Origin of the sequence: Pseudomonas sp. NFACC10-1 (assembly GCF_900119195.1) — a bacterium.
GTDB lineage: Bacteria > Pseudomonadota > Gammaproteobacteria > Pseudomonadales > Pseudomonadaceae > Aquipseudomonas > Aquipseudomonas cerasi.
Window position 1 is genome coordinate 336,138 of the sequence record NZ_FPJB01000004.1, and the last position, 14,630, is coordinate 350,767.

Genomic DNA, 14,630 nt, shown 5'->3' on the forward strand with positions numbered 1-14,630 from the left:
CGTCAAGGCCGGGGCTTGCGGCCCGATTCTATCCTGCCCTGCTTCAAAATGTTCCGGCGCAGATGTAAGGATTTTCTCGTCGTGCCCGCAGATTGACCGCCACACGCACCCGGAAAAGGCGCTACGCACCGTTGCTGCTCATTACGGCCTGACAGCATCGGGATTTAGTGATGAAAACCAAACGCCTGGACGGGATTGTCCAACGATCCGACGACCGGTAATGAGCCCTACGGACGCCGAAAACAGCGGTAAAAAAGCGCAGCGACCGCCCGGCTGCTACCTGCAGCGTGCCATCACGTGCGGCGTCGAAGCCTGTTCCAGACATTCGCAAATAAAAAAGTCGAAACTTCTCCAAAACGGCCGGGTCAGCTGATTAGAGCATCTATGCTATTGGCTGACATCCGGTAATGGCGACATCACACCGCTTTGTCACTATGCATGGTCCAAACGGGTATCGATCTTGCGTAGTGCACGTATGTGTACCCGGCCATAGGAAATGGCCAATAAAAATCAAGTGATGCACCAAGACTGTTTTAAGGGGAAAATTGATGATTAGCGCCGCTGTGAAAACCCAGAAGGGAGAGAGTTTTAACCAGCCTGTCGGCGAGCTGACTCATCTGCCGGTGTTCTCTACCAAGAGCGTTCCTGTGCTGCAAATGCCAACGTCGACTGTTCAGCCTCAGTCGACCATGTCTCAAGTCAACAGACGCAAAGTGTTGTTCGTGACCTCCGAGCTGGCCGATCTGGTGAAAACCGGTGGCCTGGGCGATGTGTCTGCCGCACTGCCGCGAGCCATGCGCCACCTGCACGACGTGCGAGTGCTGATTCCAGGTTATCCGCAGGTCATCAACAGCGGTAATCCGATCCATATCATCAGCCAGCTGGGCGGGCATGCAGCGCTGCCGCCTTGCAAGGTGGGTCGCATGGACATGAAAGATGGCCTGGTGATCTACGTGCTGATCTGCCCGGAGCTTTACGAGCGCGAAGGCACCCCTTATGCCGACAGCACCGGCCGTGACTGGTCCGATAACCATATTCGATTCGCCCGTCTGGGCCTGGCAGCTGCCGAGTTCGCCGCTGGCGAAGTCAAGAGCCAGTGGTGCCCCGAGCTGGTTCATGCCCACGACTGGCCAGCCGGCCTGGCGCCTGCTTACATGCGCTGGCGCGGGCAGTCCACGCCAAGCATCTTCACTATTCACAACCTCGCCTATCAAGGGACCGTGAGTACGACGTCGAGCCGTGAGCTGGGCATTCCGGACTCCGCCATTACCCCTGAAGGCATGGAGTTTTACGGCCAGCTGTCTTTCATCAAGGCTGGAATGGCCTTTGCCAGCCACATCACGACCGTCAGCGCCACCTACGCTCGGGAAATCACTACTCCGGAGTTTGGTTGCGGCCTGGAAGGCTTCCTGCAAAGCAAGGCCAACAAGGGTCAGCTCAGCGGTATCCCCAACGGTATCGACGAAAGTTGGGATGCGGCCACCGACGAACACCTGATCTGCCACTTTGCGCCCAATGAATGGATGCGCAAGGAAATCAACGCTGACTACGTTCGTGAGTTGTTCGAACTGGACGCCTCGACCGGGCCGCTGTACGCAGTGGTATCACGCCTTGTGTATCAGAAAGGTCTGGACCTGACGATCGGCGTCGCCGAACACATCGTCAACAATGGCGGGCAGATCGCAATCATCGGCCGCGGTGAACCCGAGGAAGAAGAGGCCATGCGTGAACTGGCGGCACGCTTCCCCGGGCGTATCGGCGTGCGCATAGGCTTCAACGAAACCGACGCGCGACGCATGTTCGCTGGCAGCGATTTCCTGCTGATGCCGTCCCGCTATGAGCCTTGCGGGCTGAGCCAGATGTATGCGCAACGCTTCGGCTCTCTGCCTGTCGCACGCAATACCGGTGGCCTGGCCGATACGATTGAAGACGGTGTCACTGGTTTCCTCTTCAACGAATCGACAGTCGAAAGCTACACCAAGGCCCTGGATCGTACTTTTCAGGTCTTTGCTCATCCCGAACTGCTCAACGCCATGCGCTGCCGTGCAATGGCGGCTCCCTTCAACTGGCATCAGGCGGTAGAGCCCTACGCAGATCTCTATCGCGATCTGTTGAAGAAAAACGTGAGTATTTCCAGCAACTACTAGGTTAAGGATTTAATGGATGCCCCTGCGTACAGACGATAACTGGCGCCACGGCGCCGTTTTGTTGGACCCTGAACACACCCGGTTTGCCCTCTGGGCACCGGATGCCTCCTTCGTAAATGTCGAACTGCAGGATGGCCAGTCATTGGCCATGCTGCCTCAGTCCGACGGCTGGTTCGTCCTTGAGGCCCGCTGCAAGGCGGGTACTCGCTACCGCTTCAGGATCGACCACGAACTGGACGTTCCTGACCCCGCCTCCCGCGCACAGCTCGATGACGTTCACTCTGAAAGCCTTGTAGTCGACCCTGACGCTTATTCATGGCAAAACACTGCATGGAACGGACGTCCATGGCATGAAGCGGTGATCTATGAACTGCACGTGGGCGCCATGGGCGGCTACGCTGGCGTGGAAAAGCACCTGCCGCGACTCGCCAAACTGGGTGTTACTGCGATCGAACTGATGCCGCTTGCGCAGTTCCCCGGTGATCGCAACTGGGGCTACGACGGCGTTCTTCATTATGCTCCGCAATCCTCCTACGGCACGCCCGAACAGCTCAAGCAACTGATCGACACCGCTCACGGTCTTGGCCTGATGGTGATTCTGGACGTGGTGTACAACCACTTCGGCCCGGACGGCAACTACCTGGGCAGTTACGCCAAGGAGTTTTTCCGCAGCGACCTGCACACCCCATGGGGCGATGCGATCGACTTCAGGCGCCCGCAGGTGCGCGACTTTTTCGTCGATAACGCCCTGATGTGGCTGCTTGAGTATCGCTTCGACGGCCTGCGCATGGACGCCGTGCACGCCATTCGCGACAAGACCTTCCTGCCGGAGTTTGCGGAGCGGGTTCGCGGGCGCATTGAACCGGGCAGGCACGTGTGGCTGAACCTTGAGAACGAGTTCAACCAGGCCAGTCTTCTGGAAAAAGGCTTCGATGCACAATGGGACGACGACGGGCACAACACCCTCCACGTGCTGTTGACCGGTGAAACCGACGCCTACTATTCCGACTTTGCCAAAGAGCCGACGCAGAAGCTTGCGCGCCTGCTCAGCGAGGGGTTTGTCTACCAAGGCGAACCGACGCGTCATGGGCACACGCGAGGCGAGCCCAGCGCGCATCTGCCGCCGTCGGCCTTTGTGCTGTTTCTGCAGAACCACGATCAGATCGGCAACCGCGCACTCGGTGAACGCCTCCCGCAGCTCTGCGCGCCTGCTGCATTGAAGGCCGCCACCGCCCTGCTGCTGCTTTCACCGATGATCCCGTTGATGTTCATGGGCGATGAATGGGCGGCCAGCGAACCGTTTCTGTTCTTCACCAGCCACCACGGCGAACTGGCCGATGCGGTACGTGAAGGACGTCGCAAGGAGTTCGCTGATTTCGCCGCGTTTGCCGACCCGGAAAAGCGCGAGCACATCCCTGATCCCAATGACATCAAGACGTTCGAAGCGTCGCGCCCGGCGTTTTCCGCGGTCGATCTCGACACCGACATAGGCCTTGATCATCGCAGCTGGCTGGAGTTCTACACGCAGTTGCTGGCCTTGCGGCACAAGGAAATCATGCCGCGCCTGCAGGGTGCACGCTTCCTGAAGACCGATATTCTTGGTGACAAGGCGGTCAGTGCGCGCTGGACGCTGGGTGATGGCAGCGAACTGCGCATTGATCTCAATCTCAGTGAGCACGCGGTCGACGCACCGCCGCAAACGGGTGCCCGCGAGATATTCTCCAGTGCCGAAAAATCGTCCGAACTTTCCCCACGCGGCATCCTCAATGCTTACACGGCCATTGTCAGCCTGAAAGCAAGCGATGTTCTGGAGGAACAGGATGAACAATGAGCAATTGGAGAGGCTTGCAACCGAGGCAGGATTGTCGGTTCACTGGGTCGATGCCAACGCTCGACCGCAGACCGTCAGCCCTGATGTGCTGCGCAAGGTATTGGAGGCGCTGGGCTATCCGGCTGAAAACGGCGAGGCTATCGATGCCAGCCTGCTGCGCCTGCAAAAGGCCAGTCACGGCACCACTGCCCCGCCGCTGCTGACGGTCGATGTAGAAAGCAACCTGGACCTGTCGCAATGGTTTGCTCCACAAACGCCGTTTACGCTTCACCTCGAAGACGGCTCTTCACTGGATGCCAGACTGACCTCCAGTGCAGAGCTTCCGGCACTTGCCCCGCCCGGCTACCAACAGCTGGAAATTGCCGGCCAGCACCTGACCATCGCGGTCGCACCGAAAACCTGCTTCAGCATGGCAATGGCGACCGACACCTCGAAGCCGCACGGCTGGGGACTGACCGCTCAGCTCTACAGCTTGCGCCGTGAAGGTGATGGCGGTTTTGGTGACACCGAAGCACTGGAGAAGGTCTTGCGCTCTGCCGGGGAACGAGGTGCCGACGCGTTGGGCATCAGCCCGATCCACGCCATGTTCGCCAACGACCCTCACCGTTACAGCCCTTATTCACCTTCCAGCAGGCTGTTTCTCAACAGCCTGTATGCGTCGCCGGGTGCGATTCTCGGTGAAAGTGCGTGGCGTCAGGCAATCGAAGACGCGCGTGTCGGCGACGAGATGAAGCGTCTTGAAACACAGACGCTGATCGACTGGCCAGCTGCGGCCAATGCCAAATGGAAAGCGCTTCACGCGCTTTATGAGGGCTTCAGTGCGGGTGATCACCCACTGCACGAAGACTTCAACAGCTTCCGCCACAGCGGTGGTGAAGCGCTGGAAAATCACTGCCGCTTCGAAGCGCTGTGTGCCGAATCCGAAACACTGAACATCGGTAACAACTGGCATGAATGGCCGGAACAGTTCAAAGACCCTCGCGGTGAAGCCGTCGCAGAGTTTGCCAAAAACCATAGCGAGCAAATCAGCTTTCATGCGTTCGCCCAATGGCTCATAGCCCGTGGTCTGGAGCGCGCGCAGGTGGCAGCACGCAGCAGCGGCATGCGCGTCGGCCTGATTGCCGATCTGGCCGTGGGTGCCGATGGCGCCGGAAGCCAGGCCTGGAGCCGCCAGGACGAGCTGCTGTCAGCCCTGACCGTCGGCGCACCACCCGACATTCTCAACCGTGCTGGCCAAAGCTGGGGGATTTCCGCGTTTTCACCGGACGGCCTCAAGCGCAACGGTTTTCGTGCGTTCATCGAGATGCTGCGGGCCAACTTCGCCCATGCCGGCGGCTTGCGTATCGACCATGTCATGGGCTTGCAGCGCCTATGGGTCATCCCGCAGGGGGCGCCTCCGAGTGAAGGCGCGTACCTTAATTTCCCGCTGGACGACATGCTTCGCCTGCTGAGTCTGGAATCCTGGCGGCACAAGGCGATCGTGCTGGGTGAAGACCTCGGTACGGTACCTGAGGGCCTGAGCGAAAAACTCAGTGCCAGGGCGATTCTTGGCATGCGCGTACTGCTGTTCGAACAAAACAACGGTCAGTTCAAGCCGATTCTCGACTGGTCGGATCAAGCGCTGGCGACCACCAGTACCCACGACCTGCCTACCCTCGCAGGCTGGCTCAGCGAGCTGGATATCGAATGGAATGCCCGCCTCGGCCACATTGACGAGCAGCATGAATCGCAGTGGCGCGAAGAGCGCACACGGGAATATGAAAGCCTGCGGCGTGCCTTGAGCCAAAACATCGACAGTATGCCCTCCGGTACTGAAGACCCGGCCCAGATCATCGACGCGAGCATCAGCTACCTTGGCCATACACGTGCGCCATTGGTCTTGCTGCCGATAGAAGACGCCCTGGGTGTCGAAGAGCAGGCCAACCTGCCCGGCACCATTGACAGTCACCCCAACTGGCGCAGACGTCTTCCCGGCGATGCGGCCTCTCTGCTTGATAACCCGAATGCTGCTCGACGACTGGAATTGCTTTCCCGATCCCGGCTGCAGGCTACGGAGCGTGATCAATGACCCGTCCATTACAGCCGTTGCGCGCCACCCAGCGCCTGCAATTCCACAAGGATTTTACCCTCGACGACGCTGTGCCACTGGTGCCCTACTTCGCCAGCCTGGGTATCAGCCACGTCTACGCGTCACCGCTGCTCAAAGCCCGTGCCGGCTCGATGCACGGCTACGATGTCGTTGATCCCACGGTCATCAACCCGGAACTGGGCGGCGAGCCTGCCCTGCTGCGCCTGGTCGAGACCTTGCGCGAGCACGGCATGGGGCTGATTCTCGATATCGTGTCCAACCATATGGCGGTCGGCGGTGCCGACAACCCATGGTGGCTGGACCTGCTCGAATGGGGCCGTCGCAGCCCGTATGCAGAGTTCTTCGACATCCAGTGGAATTCGCCGGACCCGCTGCTGGAAGGCCAGCTGTTGCTGCCATTCCTGAGCAGTGATTACGGCACGGTATTGCAGGCCGGTGAAATTCCGCTGCGCTTCGATGCCGAGCATGGCTCGTTTTACATCGAGCACTATCAGCATCACTTTCCGATCTGCCCACTGACCTACGACTCATTGTTGCAGGCCGTGGATCACCCGCAACTCAAGGAAATGGCCCAGCGTTTCACCGCTCTGGCGCAGTTCCCGCAAGCTTATGAGCGCGCGCGTCAGGCCAGGACCGAGTTGGCCGAGCTGGCCAAGGACCCGCAGGTACTCAAGGGTATTGAGCAGATTCTCGCGCATTTCGATTCGAGCAAGCCGGAAGGCTTCCAGCGCCTGCACCGGTTGCTGGAGCGTCAGCACTACCGTCTGGCCAGCTGGCGCACCGCTGGCGATGACATCAACTGGCGGCGTTTCTTCGACATCAACGAGCTGGGCGGCCTGCGTGTCGAGCGGCCACAGGTGTTCGAGGCGACCCACGGAAAAATATTCCAGCTGATTGCCGACGGCCTGGTCGACGGGCTGCGTATCGACCACATCGATGGTCTGGCGGACCCGCGCGGCTACGGTCGCAAGCTGCACCGCCGGGTTAAGAGCTTGCTCAAGCTGCGTCCCGAGCATGCACAGATCGATCATCTGCCGATCTTCGTCGAGAAAATTCTCGGCCCCGACGAGCCGCTGCGTGAAGACTGGAGCGTTGACGGCACGACGGGTTACGAGTTCATGAATCAGGTGTCATTGCTGCAACACGACCCCAAGGGCGAAGAGCCTCTGGGTGAGCTGTGGAGCCGCCTGACCGAGCGTACCGCCGACTTCGATCAGGAAGTGCTGGTGGCCCGGGATCTGGTCCTGCATGGCACACTGGCGGGCGATTTCGAGAACGTTGCCCAATCGTTGTTGCAGGTTGCTCGCAGCGACCTGATGAGTCGCGACCTGACCCTGGGTGCAATTCGCCGTGCCCTGCTCGCGCTGATCGTCAATTTCCCGATTTATCGTACCTACATCTCGGTATGCGGCCGTTCGGCGCAGGACGACAAGTATTTCCAGCAGGCAATGGAAGGCGCGCGTGCGACGCTGAACGAAGGCGACTGGCCAGTGCTGGATTACCTGGCACGCTGGCTCGGTGGCGAACCGTGGCGAAAACTACCACGCGGCCCGCTGCGCAAGCTCTACAAGAATGCCTGCGTACGCTTCCAGCAACTGACCTCCCCGGTTGCCGCCAAGTCGGTCGAAGACACGTCGTTCTACCGCTCTGCCGTGCTGCTCTCGCGCAACGATGTGGGTTTTCATCCGCAGCACTTCGGTGCGCCGGTAGATGACTTCCATCAGGTCTGCCTGCAGCGTCTGGAGAAGTTTCCGGACAACCTGCTGACCACTGCAACACACGATCACAAGCGCGGTGAAGATACGCGTACACGTCTTGCGGTCCTGAGTGAGTGCGCCCCGTGGTACGCCGAACAGGTTGAGCGCTGGAGACAGCTGGCAATGCCGCTCAAGGGTGACGAGCCGACCATCAGTGCCGGCGACGAGCTGATGCTTTACCAGGCCTTGCTGGGCAGCTGGCCGCTGAGCCTGGAGGGTGAAGAAGCTCACCAGGAATACGCGAAACGCATGGTCCAGTGGCAAGAGAAAGCCCTGCGCGAAGCCAAGCTGCAAAGTAGCTGGAGTGCACCGAATCAGCCCTACGAAACCGCTTGCCGCGAATTTCTGGAGCGTTTGCTGCTGGCACCGGAAGCCTTGGCGTTGCGCCAATCCCTCAGTGCGACGGCCAACCGTATTGCCACCGCAGGCGCGCTCAACAGCCTGGCGCAAACCTTGCTACGCTTGAGCGTACCCGGTGTTCCCGATTTGTATCAGGGCACCGAGTTCTGGGATTTCAGCCTGGTGGACCCGGACAACCGTCGCCCGGTTGACTACGCTGCACGGAAACAGGCCCTGGCCGAAGACGCAGGCGTTGCCGAGCTGCTGACTGACTGGAAGGACGGGCGCATCAAGCAGGCTCTGATCGCGAAGGTCTTGAACCTGCGCGCCGAACATCCGGTATTGTTCAGCGAGGGCAGTTATCAACCTCTGGAAATAAAGGGCAGTCACGCCGAGCAGGTGATGGCCTTTGCCCGGGAGACGCAAGGAGTGCGCGCTATCATCGTAGTACCACGCACATGCAGTGAACTATTGGGTACTGCGCAAACTCCATTGATTAATGCTGCCAATTGGGGCGACACGCGGATCATATTGCCGTTTGCCGACTCCGGTTCTGACTGGAAGGGACTCTTTTCTGACGTTATCGTGACGAGTGATCGGGAAGTACCGCTCAGTGCAGCGCTTGAAAGATTTTCCGTCAATCTGCTTATTCAAACTATGTAATAGCTGGGAGTCTCAAGATGAGTGCCGACGAAAAAAGAATTCGCGACTTTGCTTACCAAATCTGGGAATCGGAGGGCAAACCCTCCGGTCACGACGAGCGTCACTGGGAAATGGCGCGCAAGCTGGCCGAAGCCGAAGCGCTGGCGCCGAACAAGTCCAGCGTACGCAAATTGACCAAGCCCAAGCTGCCTGAGGTAGACAGCGCCAAGGCGCCGGCTAAAGGCGCAGCCAAGCCCGCAGCGAAATCGGCGCCTGCGCCAAAGCCTGCCGGTGAAGCCAAGCCCAAGCCTGCTCCCAAGGCGGCCGCCAAACCTGCACCCAAGGCCAAGCCCGCTGCAGCCGCTGCAACCGACGCCCCTGCCAAAGAGGCTCCTGCCAAGCCTGCTCCGAAGAAGCCGCGCAAGCCGTCGAATTCTTGAAACTCTTCTGGCCGCGCACCGGTCAGTTATTGCAGGTCTCGCTCTGACCAGAGATGAGGCCTGCTACACCCCCTTAGATTATCGTCAGTATCGGAGCCTGCGGCTTCGATAGCGGTCTTGGCCGCTCAGAAAATCATTCGACGTCAGGAAGTCATCATGAATACGAAGTCCACTACACCGGCAGAAGATAATTCGGCCCCGCTAGACAACCCTGGCAGTACCCCGTCTCGCATTCGTGAAGGACTTCCCTTTCCTCTCGGTGCAAGCTGGGATGGCCTGGGCGTCAACTTCGCCCTGTTCTCGGCCAACGCCACCAAGGTAGAACTGTGCCTGTTCGACTCCACCGGCGAAATCGAACTGGAACGCATCGAACTTCCGGAATACACCGACGAGATTTACCACGGCTACCTGCCGGACGCGCACCCGGGCCTGATCTACGGTTACCGCGTGTACGGTCCGTACGATCCGAAGAATGGTCATCGTTTCAACCATAACAAGCTGCTGATCGACCCGTACGCCAAGCAACTGGTCGGCGAACTGAAGTGGTCGGAAGCGCTGTTCGGTTACACCATCGGCCATCCTGACGGCGACCTGAGCTTCGACGAACGCGACAGCGCCCCTTTCGTACCGAAAAGCAAAGTGATCGACGAGGCCTACACCTGGGGCCGTGATCAGCGCGTTGGTACGCCTTGGGACAAGACGATTTTCTACGAAACCCACGTACGCGGCATCACCATGCGTCACCCTGAGGTGGCCGAAGAGCTGCGCGGCACGTTTGCCGGTCTGGGATCAGCGCCGGTCGTCGAGCACATTCGCAAGCTGGGTGTGACCTCCGTCGAGCTGCTGCCGATCCATGCCTTCGTCAACGATCAGCATTTGCTGCAGAAGGGCATGACCAACTACTGGGGATACAACAGCATCGCGTTTTTCGCCCCGGATCCGCGTTATCTGGCGAGCGGCAAGATTGCCGAGTTCAAGGAGATGGTTGCGCACCTGCATCACGCGGGCCTCGAGGTCATCCTCGATGTGGTCTACAACCACACCGCCGAAGGCAACGAGATGGGTCCTACCCTGTCGATGCGCGGTATCGACAACGCCTCGTACTACCGGCTGATGCCTGACGACAAGCGCTATTACATCAACGACTCGGGCACCGGCAACACCCTCGACCTGAGCCACCCTTGCGTATTGCAAATGGTCACCGACTCCCTGCGTTACTGGGCTTCGGAAATGCACGTCGACGGTTTCCGCTTCGACCTGGCGACCATTCTGGGCCGCTACCACGACGGTTTCGACGAGCGCCACAGCTTCCTGGTCGCCTGCCGTCAGGACCCGGTGCTGCGTCAGGTCAAACTGGTCGCCGAGCCTTGGGATTGCGGTCCGGGCGGTTACCAGGTGGGCGGTTTCCCGCCAGGCTGGATGGAATGGAACGACAAGTTCCGCGACACCGTTCGTGCCTTCTGGAAAGGTGACGAAGGCCAACTGGCAGATTTCGCTGCGCGCATGACCGCCTCCGGCAACATGTTCAATCAGCGTGGCCGTCGTCCGCAGGCGTCCGTGAACTTCATCACCGCGCACGATGGTTTCACGCTGCATGACCTGGTGTCATACAACGACAAGCACAACGAAGCCAACGACGAAAACAACCAGGACGGCAGCAACAACAACCTGTCCTGGAACCATGGCGTCGAAGGTCCGACCGAAGATGCGGAAATCAACAGCCTGCGTCTGCGTCAGATGCGCAACTTCTTCGCCACCCTGCTGCTGGCACAAGGCACGCCGATGATCGTTGCGGGCGATGAATTCGCGCGTACCCAGCACGGCAACAACAATGCCTACTGCCAGGACAGCGAGATTGGCTGGATCAACTGGGATCTGGACGAAGATGGCGAAGCGCTGCTCAAGTTCGTCACCCGCGTGATCAAGCTGCGTCAGACCTACCCGATCCTGCGTCGCAGCCGCTTCCTGGTAGGCGACTACAACGAGGAAATCGGCGTCAAGGACGTGACCTGGCTCGCTCCGGATGGCAACGAGATGAGCGTCGAGCAGTGGCACGATGCCAATGGCCGGTGCCTGGGCATGCTGATGGATGGTCGTGCACAGGAGACCGGTATCCGTCGCGCGGGTGCCGACGCGACGCTGCTGCTGGTGGTCAACGCGCATCATGACGGTGTCAACTTCACCCTGCCGGAAGTGCCTGAAGGTACCCATTACGAGTGCCTGATCGACACCAATCAGGATGATGCACGCAATAAGGAGCACTTTGCGTTCGGTTCGGAATACACCGTGACGCCGCGTTCGCTGTTGCTGTTCGAACTGAAGCGTGAAGACCAGCAATGATCGATGCCTTGAGTGAGTTTCTCGACTGGCGCAAGCACGGTTATGCCGATACGCGTGCGCTGGGCGAGTGCTTGCAGGCATTGGTCAACGAAGGTCTGGATCAGCTTCCCCTGCCTGCCCGCGGTCAGACACTTGAGCGCTGGCGGGCGCTGGCCTGCGTTGCAGGCCACGACCTGGGGTTGTGCAAGTTGTACGAGGGGCACACGGACGCCTTGGCGATCATGGCGGAACTGGGTGCCCCGCCCCCCGAACAATTCAGCACCTGGGGCATGTGGGCGGCAGAGCCGCCACAGGCACGGGTGAATATCAGCGGCGCTGGCGATGCACTTCGCCTGCATGGCCGCAAGGCATGGTGCTCGGGCGCTTCGGCGTTGAGCCATGCATTGATAACGGCATGGGACGCCGAGCATCGGCAGCAACTGATTGCAGTGCGCCTTGACCAGCCCGGCGTACACATGACCGGCGATGGCTGGCGCGCAGTGGGCATGGGTGCTACCGGCAGCATCGATGTGGTTTTCGACAATGCCGTCGGTCAAGCGATCGGTGCGCCGGGTGGCTATCTCGACAGAGCTGGCTTCTGGCAGGGCGGCATCGGCATTGCGGCCTGCTGGTACGGCGCATCCCGCGCCATCGCGCAGCGCCTGCTGGCCCATGTCGGCAAGCGCGAAGAGCCGCACGCCCTTGCGCACCTTGGTGCTGCGGACGTGGCGCTGCATGCCGCAATCGAGGTGCTGCGCGCAGCTGCCGCGCACTTGGATCAAGCGCCAGCCGACGATGCAGAGATGCTTGCCAGACGTTGCCGCGCCTATGTCGAACAAGCTGCCGATCTGGTCATCCAGCATGTGGGCCGGGCCGTCGGCGCCGGGCCTTATTGCAAAGACCCGCACTTTGCCCGGTTGATCACCGACCTGCCGGTTTTCCTGCGTCAGAGCCACGCCGAACAGGACCTGGCAGCATTGGGCCAATCAGTCGGCAAGGCGTTGCCCGCTGCACGGACGTGGTCACTATGAGAGCGTATAGAGCATGAGCGAAGGGTTCGTAGTGAATGATGACGAGTCCGGCCAGGGGACATCCCTTGCTGCCTGGAATGCTTCGGTCAGGCTGAACGGCTTGCCAGCGATCACTGCCGACTTGCTGGTGCCGACCAATTGCCGAGCCGTGATCATCGCCCCGCATCCGGATGATGAAGTACTGGCCTGTGGCGGACTGATGAGCCAACTGGCACAACTGGAGCGCAGCCTGTTACTGATCTCGGTCACCGATGGTACAGCCAGCCATCCAGGCTCCACGCTGTGGCCTGTCGATCGTCTGTCCAGAGCCCGGCCCGAGGAAAGTGCCGAAGCCTTGAATCGCCTCGGTATACCTGCCGAGGGCCTCGAATGGTTGCGTTGCGGCTTTCAGGATGGCGCCGTGGCCGAGTCGGAGGAACGGCTGGTGGCCTTTCTCGAACAGCATCTGGGCCCTGCGGACGTGGTGTTCGCCACCTGGGCAGAAGATGGCCACAGCGACCATGAAGCGGTCGGCAGAGCCAGTGCAAAAGCCTGCGCGACGACCGGAGCACAGTTTTACGAAGTGCCGGTCTGGGCCTGGCACTGGGCCGACCCCGAAGATGAACGTCTGCCATGGGACAGAGCGCGCAAGCTGCTGCTCGATCCGGTGACCCTGGCCCACAAACGCAATGCCGCCCAAGCGTTCACCAGCCAGCTGCAGGGTGATCCGGCAATCGGTCTTTCGCCGGTTTTGCCGGCTGCAGTGTTGGAAAGACTGCTGCGCCCCTTTGAAGTGGTGTTCACATGAGCGTCGAGGACAGTTATTTCAATGAGCTGTTTCTCAACAACGATGACCCGTGGGCATTCAAGCAACGCTGGTACGAACGGCGCAAGCGCGCACTGACCCTGGCCGCCCTGCCCCGCGAGCGCTACCGCTCGATATTCGAACCCGGCTGCGCCAATGGCGAACTCAGTGCCGATCTTGCCGGGCGCTGCGACGCGCTGGTGTGCTGCGACACCTCTAACCTGGCTGTGGACCTGGCACGCAAGCGTCTGACCGACTTGCCCCATGCCAGAGTGTTACAGGCGCGTTTGCCACAGCAATGGCCGCAAGGCGAATTCGACCTGATCGTCTTCAGCGAGATGGGTTATTACCTGGACGCCGACGACCTGCACGGCCTGATCGACCGTGCACTGGCGGCCCTGTCACCGGACGGCCAGTTGCTCGCCTGTCACTGGCGGCCCGATATCGAAGGCTGCCCGCTGAACGCCCAGGCGGTCCACGACATCCTTGCTGCACGATTGTCCATGCACCGACTTTTCAGTCATCACGAACAGGATTTCCTGCTGGACCTGTGGAGTCGTGATGGAACCTCCGTAGCAGAACAGGAATTCTCCGATGATCGGCATTCTGATCCCGGTGCACAATGAAGAGCAGTTACTCGACTTGTGTCTCGAAACGATAAAGCAGGCGGCTGCCCACCCCGACCTCAAGGGCGAATGCGTGGAAGTGCTGGTGGTGCTCGACAGCTGCACTGACCGCTCGGCGGAGATCGCACGAGCCCATGGTGTGATGATTCTCGAAGTCTCGGCGCGCAACGTGGGGCAGGCACGCGCACAGGGTGCGGCGTTTCTCCTCGACCGAGGCGCACGCTGGCTGGCGTGTACCGATGGCGACAGTACCGTGGCCAGTGACTGGCTTGCCGAACAGCTGGCGCTGGATGCCGACGCAGTGTGCGGAACGGTGACGCCCGGCGACTGGAGCAAGGACATCTCGGCTGCTGCGCAGGCTGCTTATCTGCAGCATTACCAGCACCGTGACGGTCACCGACACATTCATGGTGCCAACCTGGGTGTCAGCTCGATTGCCTATATCAGCGCAGGTGGATTTCCTGCCTTGACCTGCCATGAAGACGTGCATCTGGTCCGGCAACTGGAATTGATCGGAGCACGGATCGCCTGGAGCTGCCGCCCCAGGGTCACCACCAGCACCCGCCTCGACTCGAAAGCCAGGGGCGGGTTCGGTGATTTTCTGAGTTCGCTGAACGCCTGAAGG

Annotated in this window: 10 protein-coding genes; all 10 read left to right on the forward strand. The window is 60.3% G+C overall.

What is annotated here, in order from left to right:
* The first annotated feature begins 548 nt into the window (after positions 1–548).
* The 10 genes from glgA to BT119_RS13870 all read left to right on the forward strand — a co-directional run bounded on the left by glgA (position 549) and on the right by BT119_RS13870 (position 14,627).
* Positions 549–2,147 carry a glycogen synthase GlgA gene (glgA, locus tag BT119_RS13825; RefSeq protein WP_003364480.1) on the forward strand — a complete coding sequence of 533 codons (1,599 nt, stop codon included), beginning with the start codon at positions 549–551 and terminating at the stop codon, positions 2,145–2,147.
* A 16-nt stretch (positions 2,148–2,163) separates the two neighbouring features.
* Positions 2,164–3,978, forward strand: a complete 1,815-nt coding sequence (gene treZ, locus BT119_RS13830; RefSeq protein WP_004413771.1) for a malto-oligosyltrehalose trehalohydrolase — start codon at positions 2,164–2,166, stop codon at positions 3,976–3,978.
* Positions 3,968–6,046 (forward strand): 4-alpha-glucanotransferase, encoded by a 2,079-nt coding sequence (malQ, locus tag BT119_RS13835; RefSeq protein WP_024663687.1) that lies wholly within the window; start codon positions 3,968–3,970, stop codon positions 6,044–6,046. Before treZ ends, malQ begins: the two co-directional genes overlap by 11 nt.
* Positions 6,043–8,826 carry a malto-oligosyltrehalose synthase gene (locus tag BT119_RS13840; RefSeq protein ID WP_072366057.1) on the forward strand — a complete coding sequence of 928 codons (2,784 nt, stop codon included), beginning with the start codon at positions 6,043–6,045 and terminating at the stop codon, positions 8,824–8,826. Before malQ ends, BT119_RS13840 begins: the two co-directional genes overlap by 4 nt.
* A 17-nt stretch (positions 8,827–8,843) precedes the next feature.
* Positions 8,844–9,245: a DUF2934 domain-containing protein gene (locus tag BT119_RS13845; RefSeq protein ID WP_072366060.1), complete on the forward strand. Its 402-nt coding sequence runs from the start codon at positions 8,844–8,846 to the stop codon at positions 9,243–9,245.
* Positions 9,246–9,401: 156 nt separating this feature from the next.
* Positions 9,402–11,585: a glycogen debranching protein GlgX gene (gene glgX / locus BT119_RS13850; RefSeq protein ID WP_004413777.1), complete on the forward strand. Its 2,184-nt coding sequence runs from the start codon at positions 9,402–9,404 to the stop codon at positions 11,583–11,585.
* Positions 11,582–12,595 carry an acyl-CoA dehydrogenase family protein gene (locus BT119_RS13855; protein WP_054081015.1) on the forward strand — a complete coding sequence of 338 codons (1,014 nt, stop codon included), beginning with the start codon at positions 11,582–11,584 and terminating at the stop codon, positions 12,593–12,595. Before glgX ends, BT119_RS13855 begins: the two co-directional genes overlap by 4 nt.
* A gap of 13 nt (positions 12,596–12,608) precedes the next feature.
* Complete coding sequence (locus BT119_RS13860; RefSeq protein WP_072366062.1) at positions 12,609–13,382, forward strand: PIG-L deacetylase family protein; 774 nt, start codon at positions 12,609–12,611, stop codon at positions 13,380–13,382.
* Positions 13,379–14,005: a class I SAM-dependent methyltransferase gene (locus BT119_RS13865; RefSeq protein ID WP_072366064.1), complete on the forward strand. Its 627-nt coding sequence runs from the start codon at positions 13,379–13,381 to the stop codon at positions 14,003–14,005. The genes BT119_RS13860 and BT119_RS13865 overlap by 4 nt, the downstream gene beginning before the upstream one ends.
* The gene (locus BT119_RS13870) at positions 13,974–14,627 is read left to right on the forward strand and encodes a glycosyltransferase family 2 protein (RefSeq protein ID WP_003364497.1); all 654 of its coding nucleotides are present in this window, start codon (positions 13,974–13,976) and stop codon (positions 14,625–14,627) included. The genes BT119_RS13865 and BT119_RS13870 overlap by 32 nt, the downstream gene beginning before the upstream one ends.
* Positions 14,628–14,630 lie beyond the last annotated feature (3 nt).

Excerpts from the sequence above, each read along its gene's own strand:
- glgA (WP_003364480.1), top strand. The coding sequence starts at position 549 with ATGATTAGCGCCGCTGTGAAAACCCAGAAGGGAGAGAGTTTTAACCAG.
- treZ (WP_004413771.1), top strand. The coding sequence starts at position 2,164 with ATGCCCCTGCGTACAGACGATAACTGGCGCCACGGCGCCGTTTTGTTG.
- malQ (WP_024663687.1), top strand. The coding sequence starts at position 3,968 with ATGAACAATGAGCAATTGGAGAGGCTTGCAACCGAGGCAGGATTGTCG.
- BT119_RS13840 (WP_072366057.1), top strand. The coding sequence starts at position 6,043 with ATGACCCGTCCATTACAGCCGTTGCGCGCCACCCAGCGCCTGCAATTC.
- BT119_RS13845 (WP_072366060.1), top strand. The coding sequence starts at position 8,844 with ATGAGTGCCGACGAAAAAAGAATTCGCGACTTTGCTTACCAAATCTGG.
- glgX (WP_004413777.1), top strand. The coding sequence starts at position 9,402 with ATGAATACGAAGTCCACTACACCGGCAGAAGATAATTCGGCCCCGCTA.
- BT119_RS13855 (WP_054081015.1), top strand. The coding sequence starts at position 11,582 with ATGATCGATGCCTTGAGTGAGTTTCTCGACTGGCGCAAGCACGGTTAT.
- BT119_RS13860 (WP_072366062.1), top strand. The coding sequence starts at position 12,609 with ATGAGCGAAGGGTTCGTAGTGAATGATGACGAGTCCGGCCAGGGGACA.
- BT119_RS13865 (WP_072366064.1), top strand. The coding sequence starts at position 13,379 with ATGAGCGTCGAGGACAGTTATTTCAATGAGCTGTTTCTCAACAACGAT.
- BT119_RS13870 (WP_003364497.1), top strand. The coding sequence starts at position 13,974 with ATGATCGGCATTCTGATCCCGGTGCACAATGAAGAGCAGTTACTCGAC.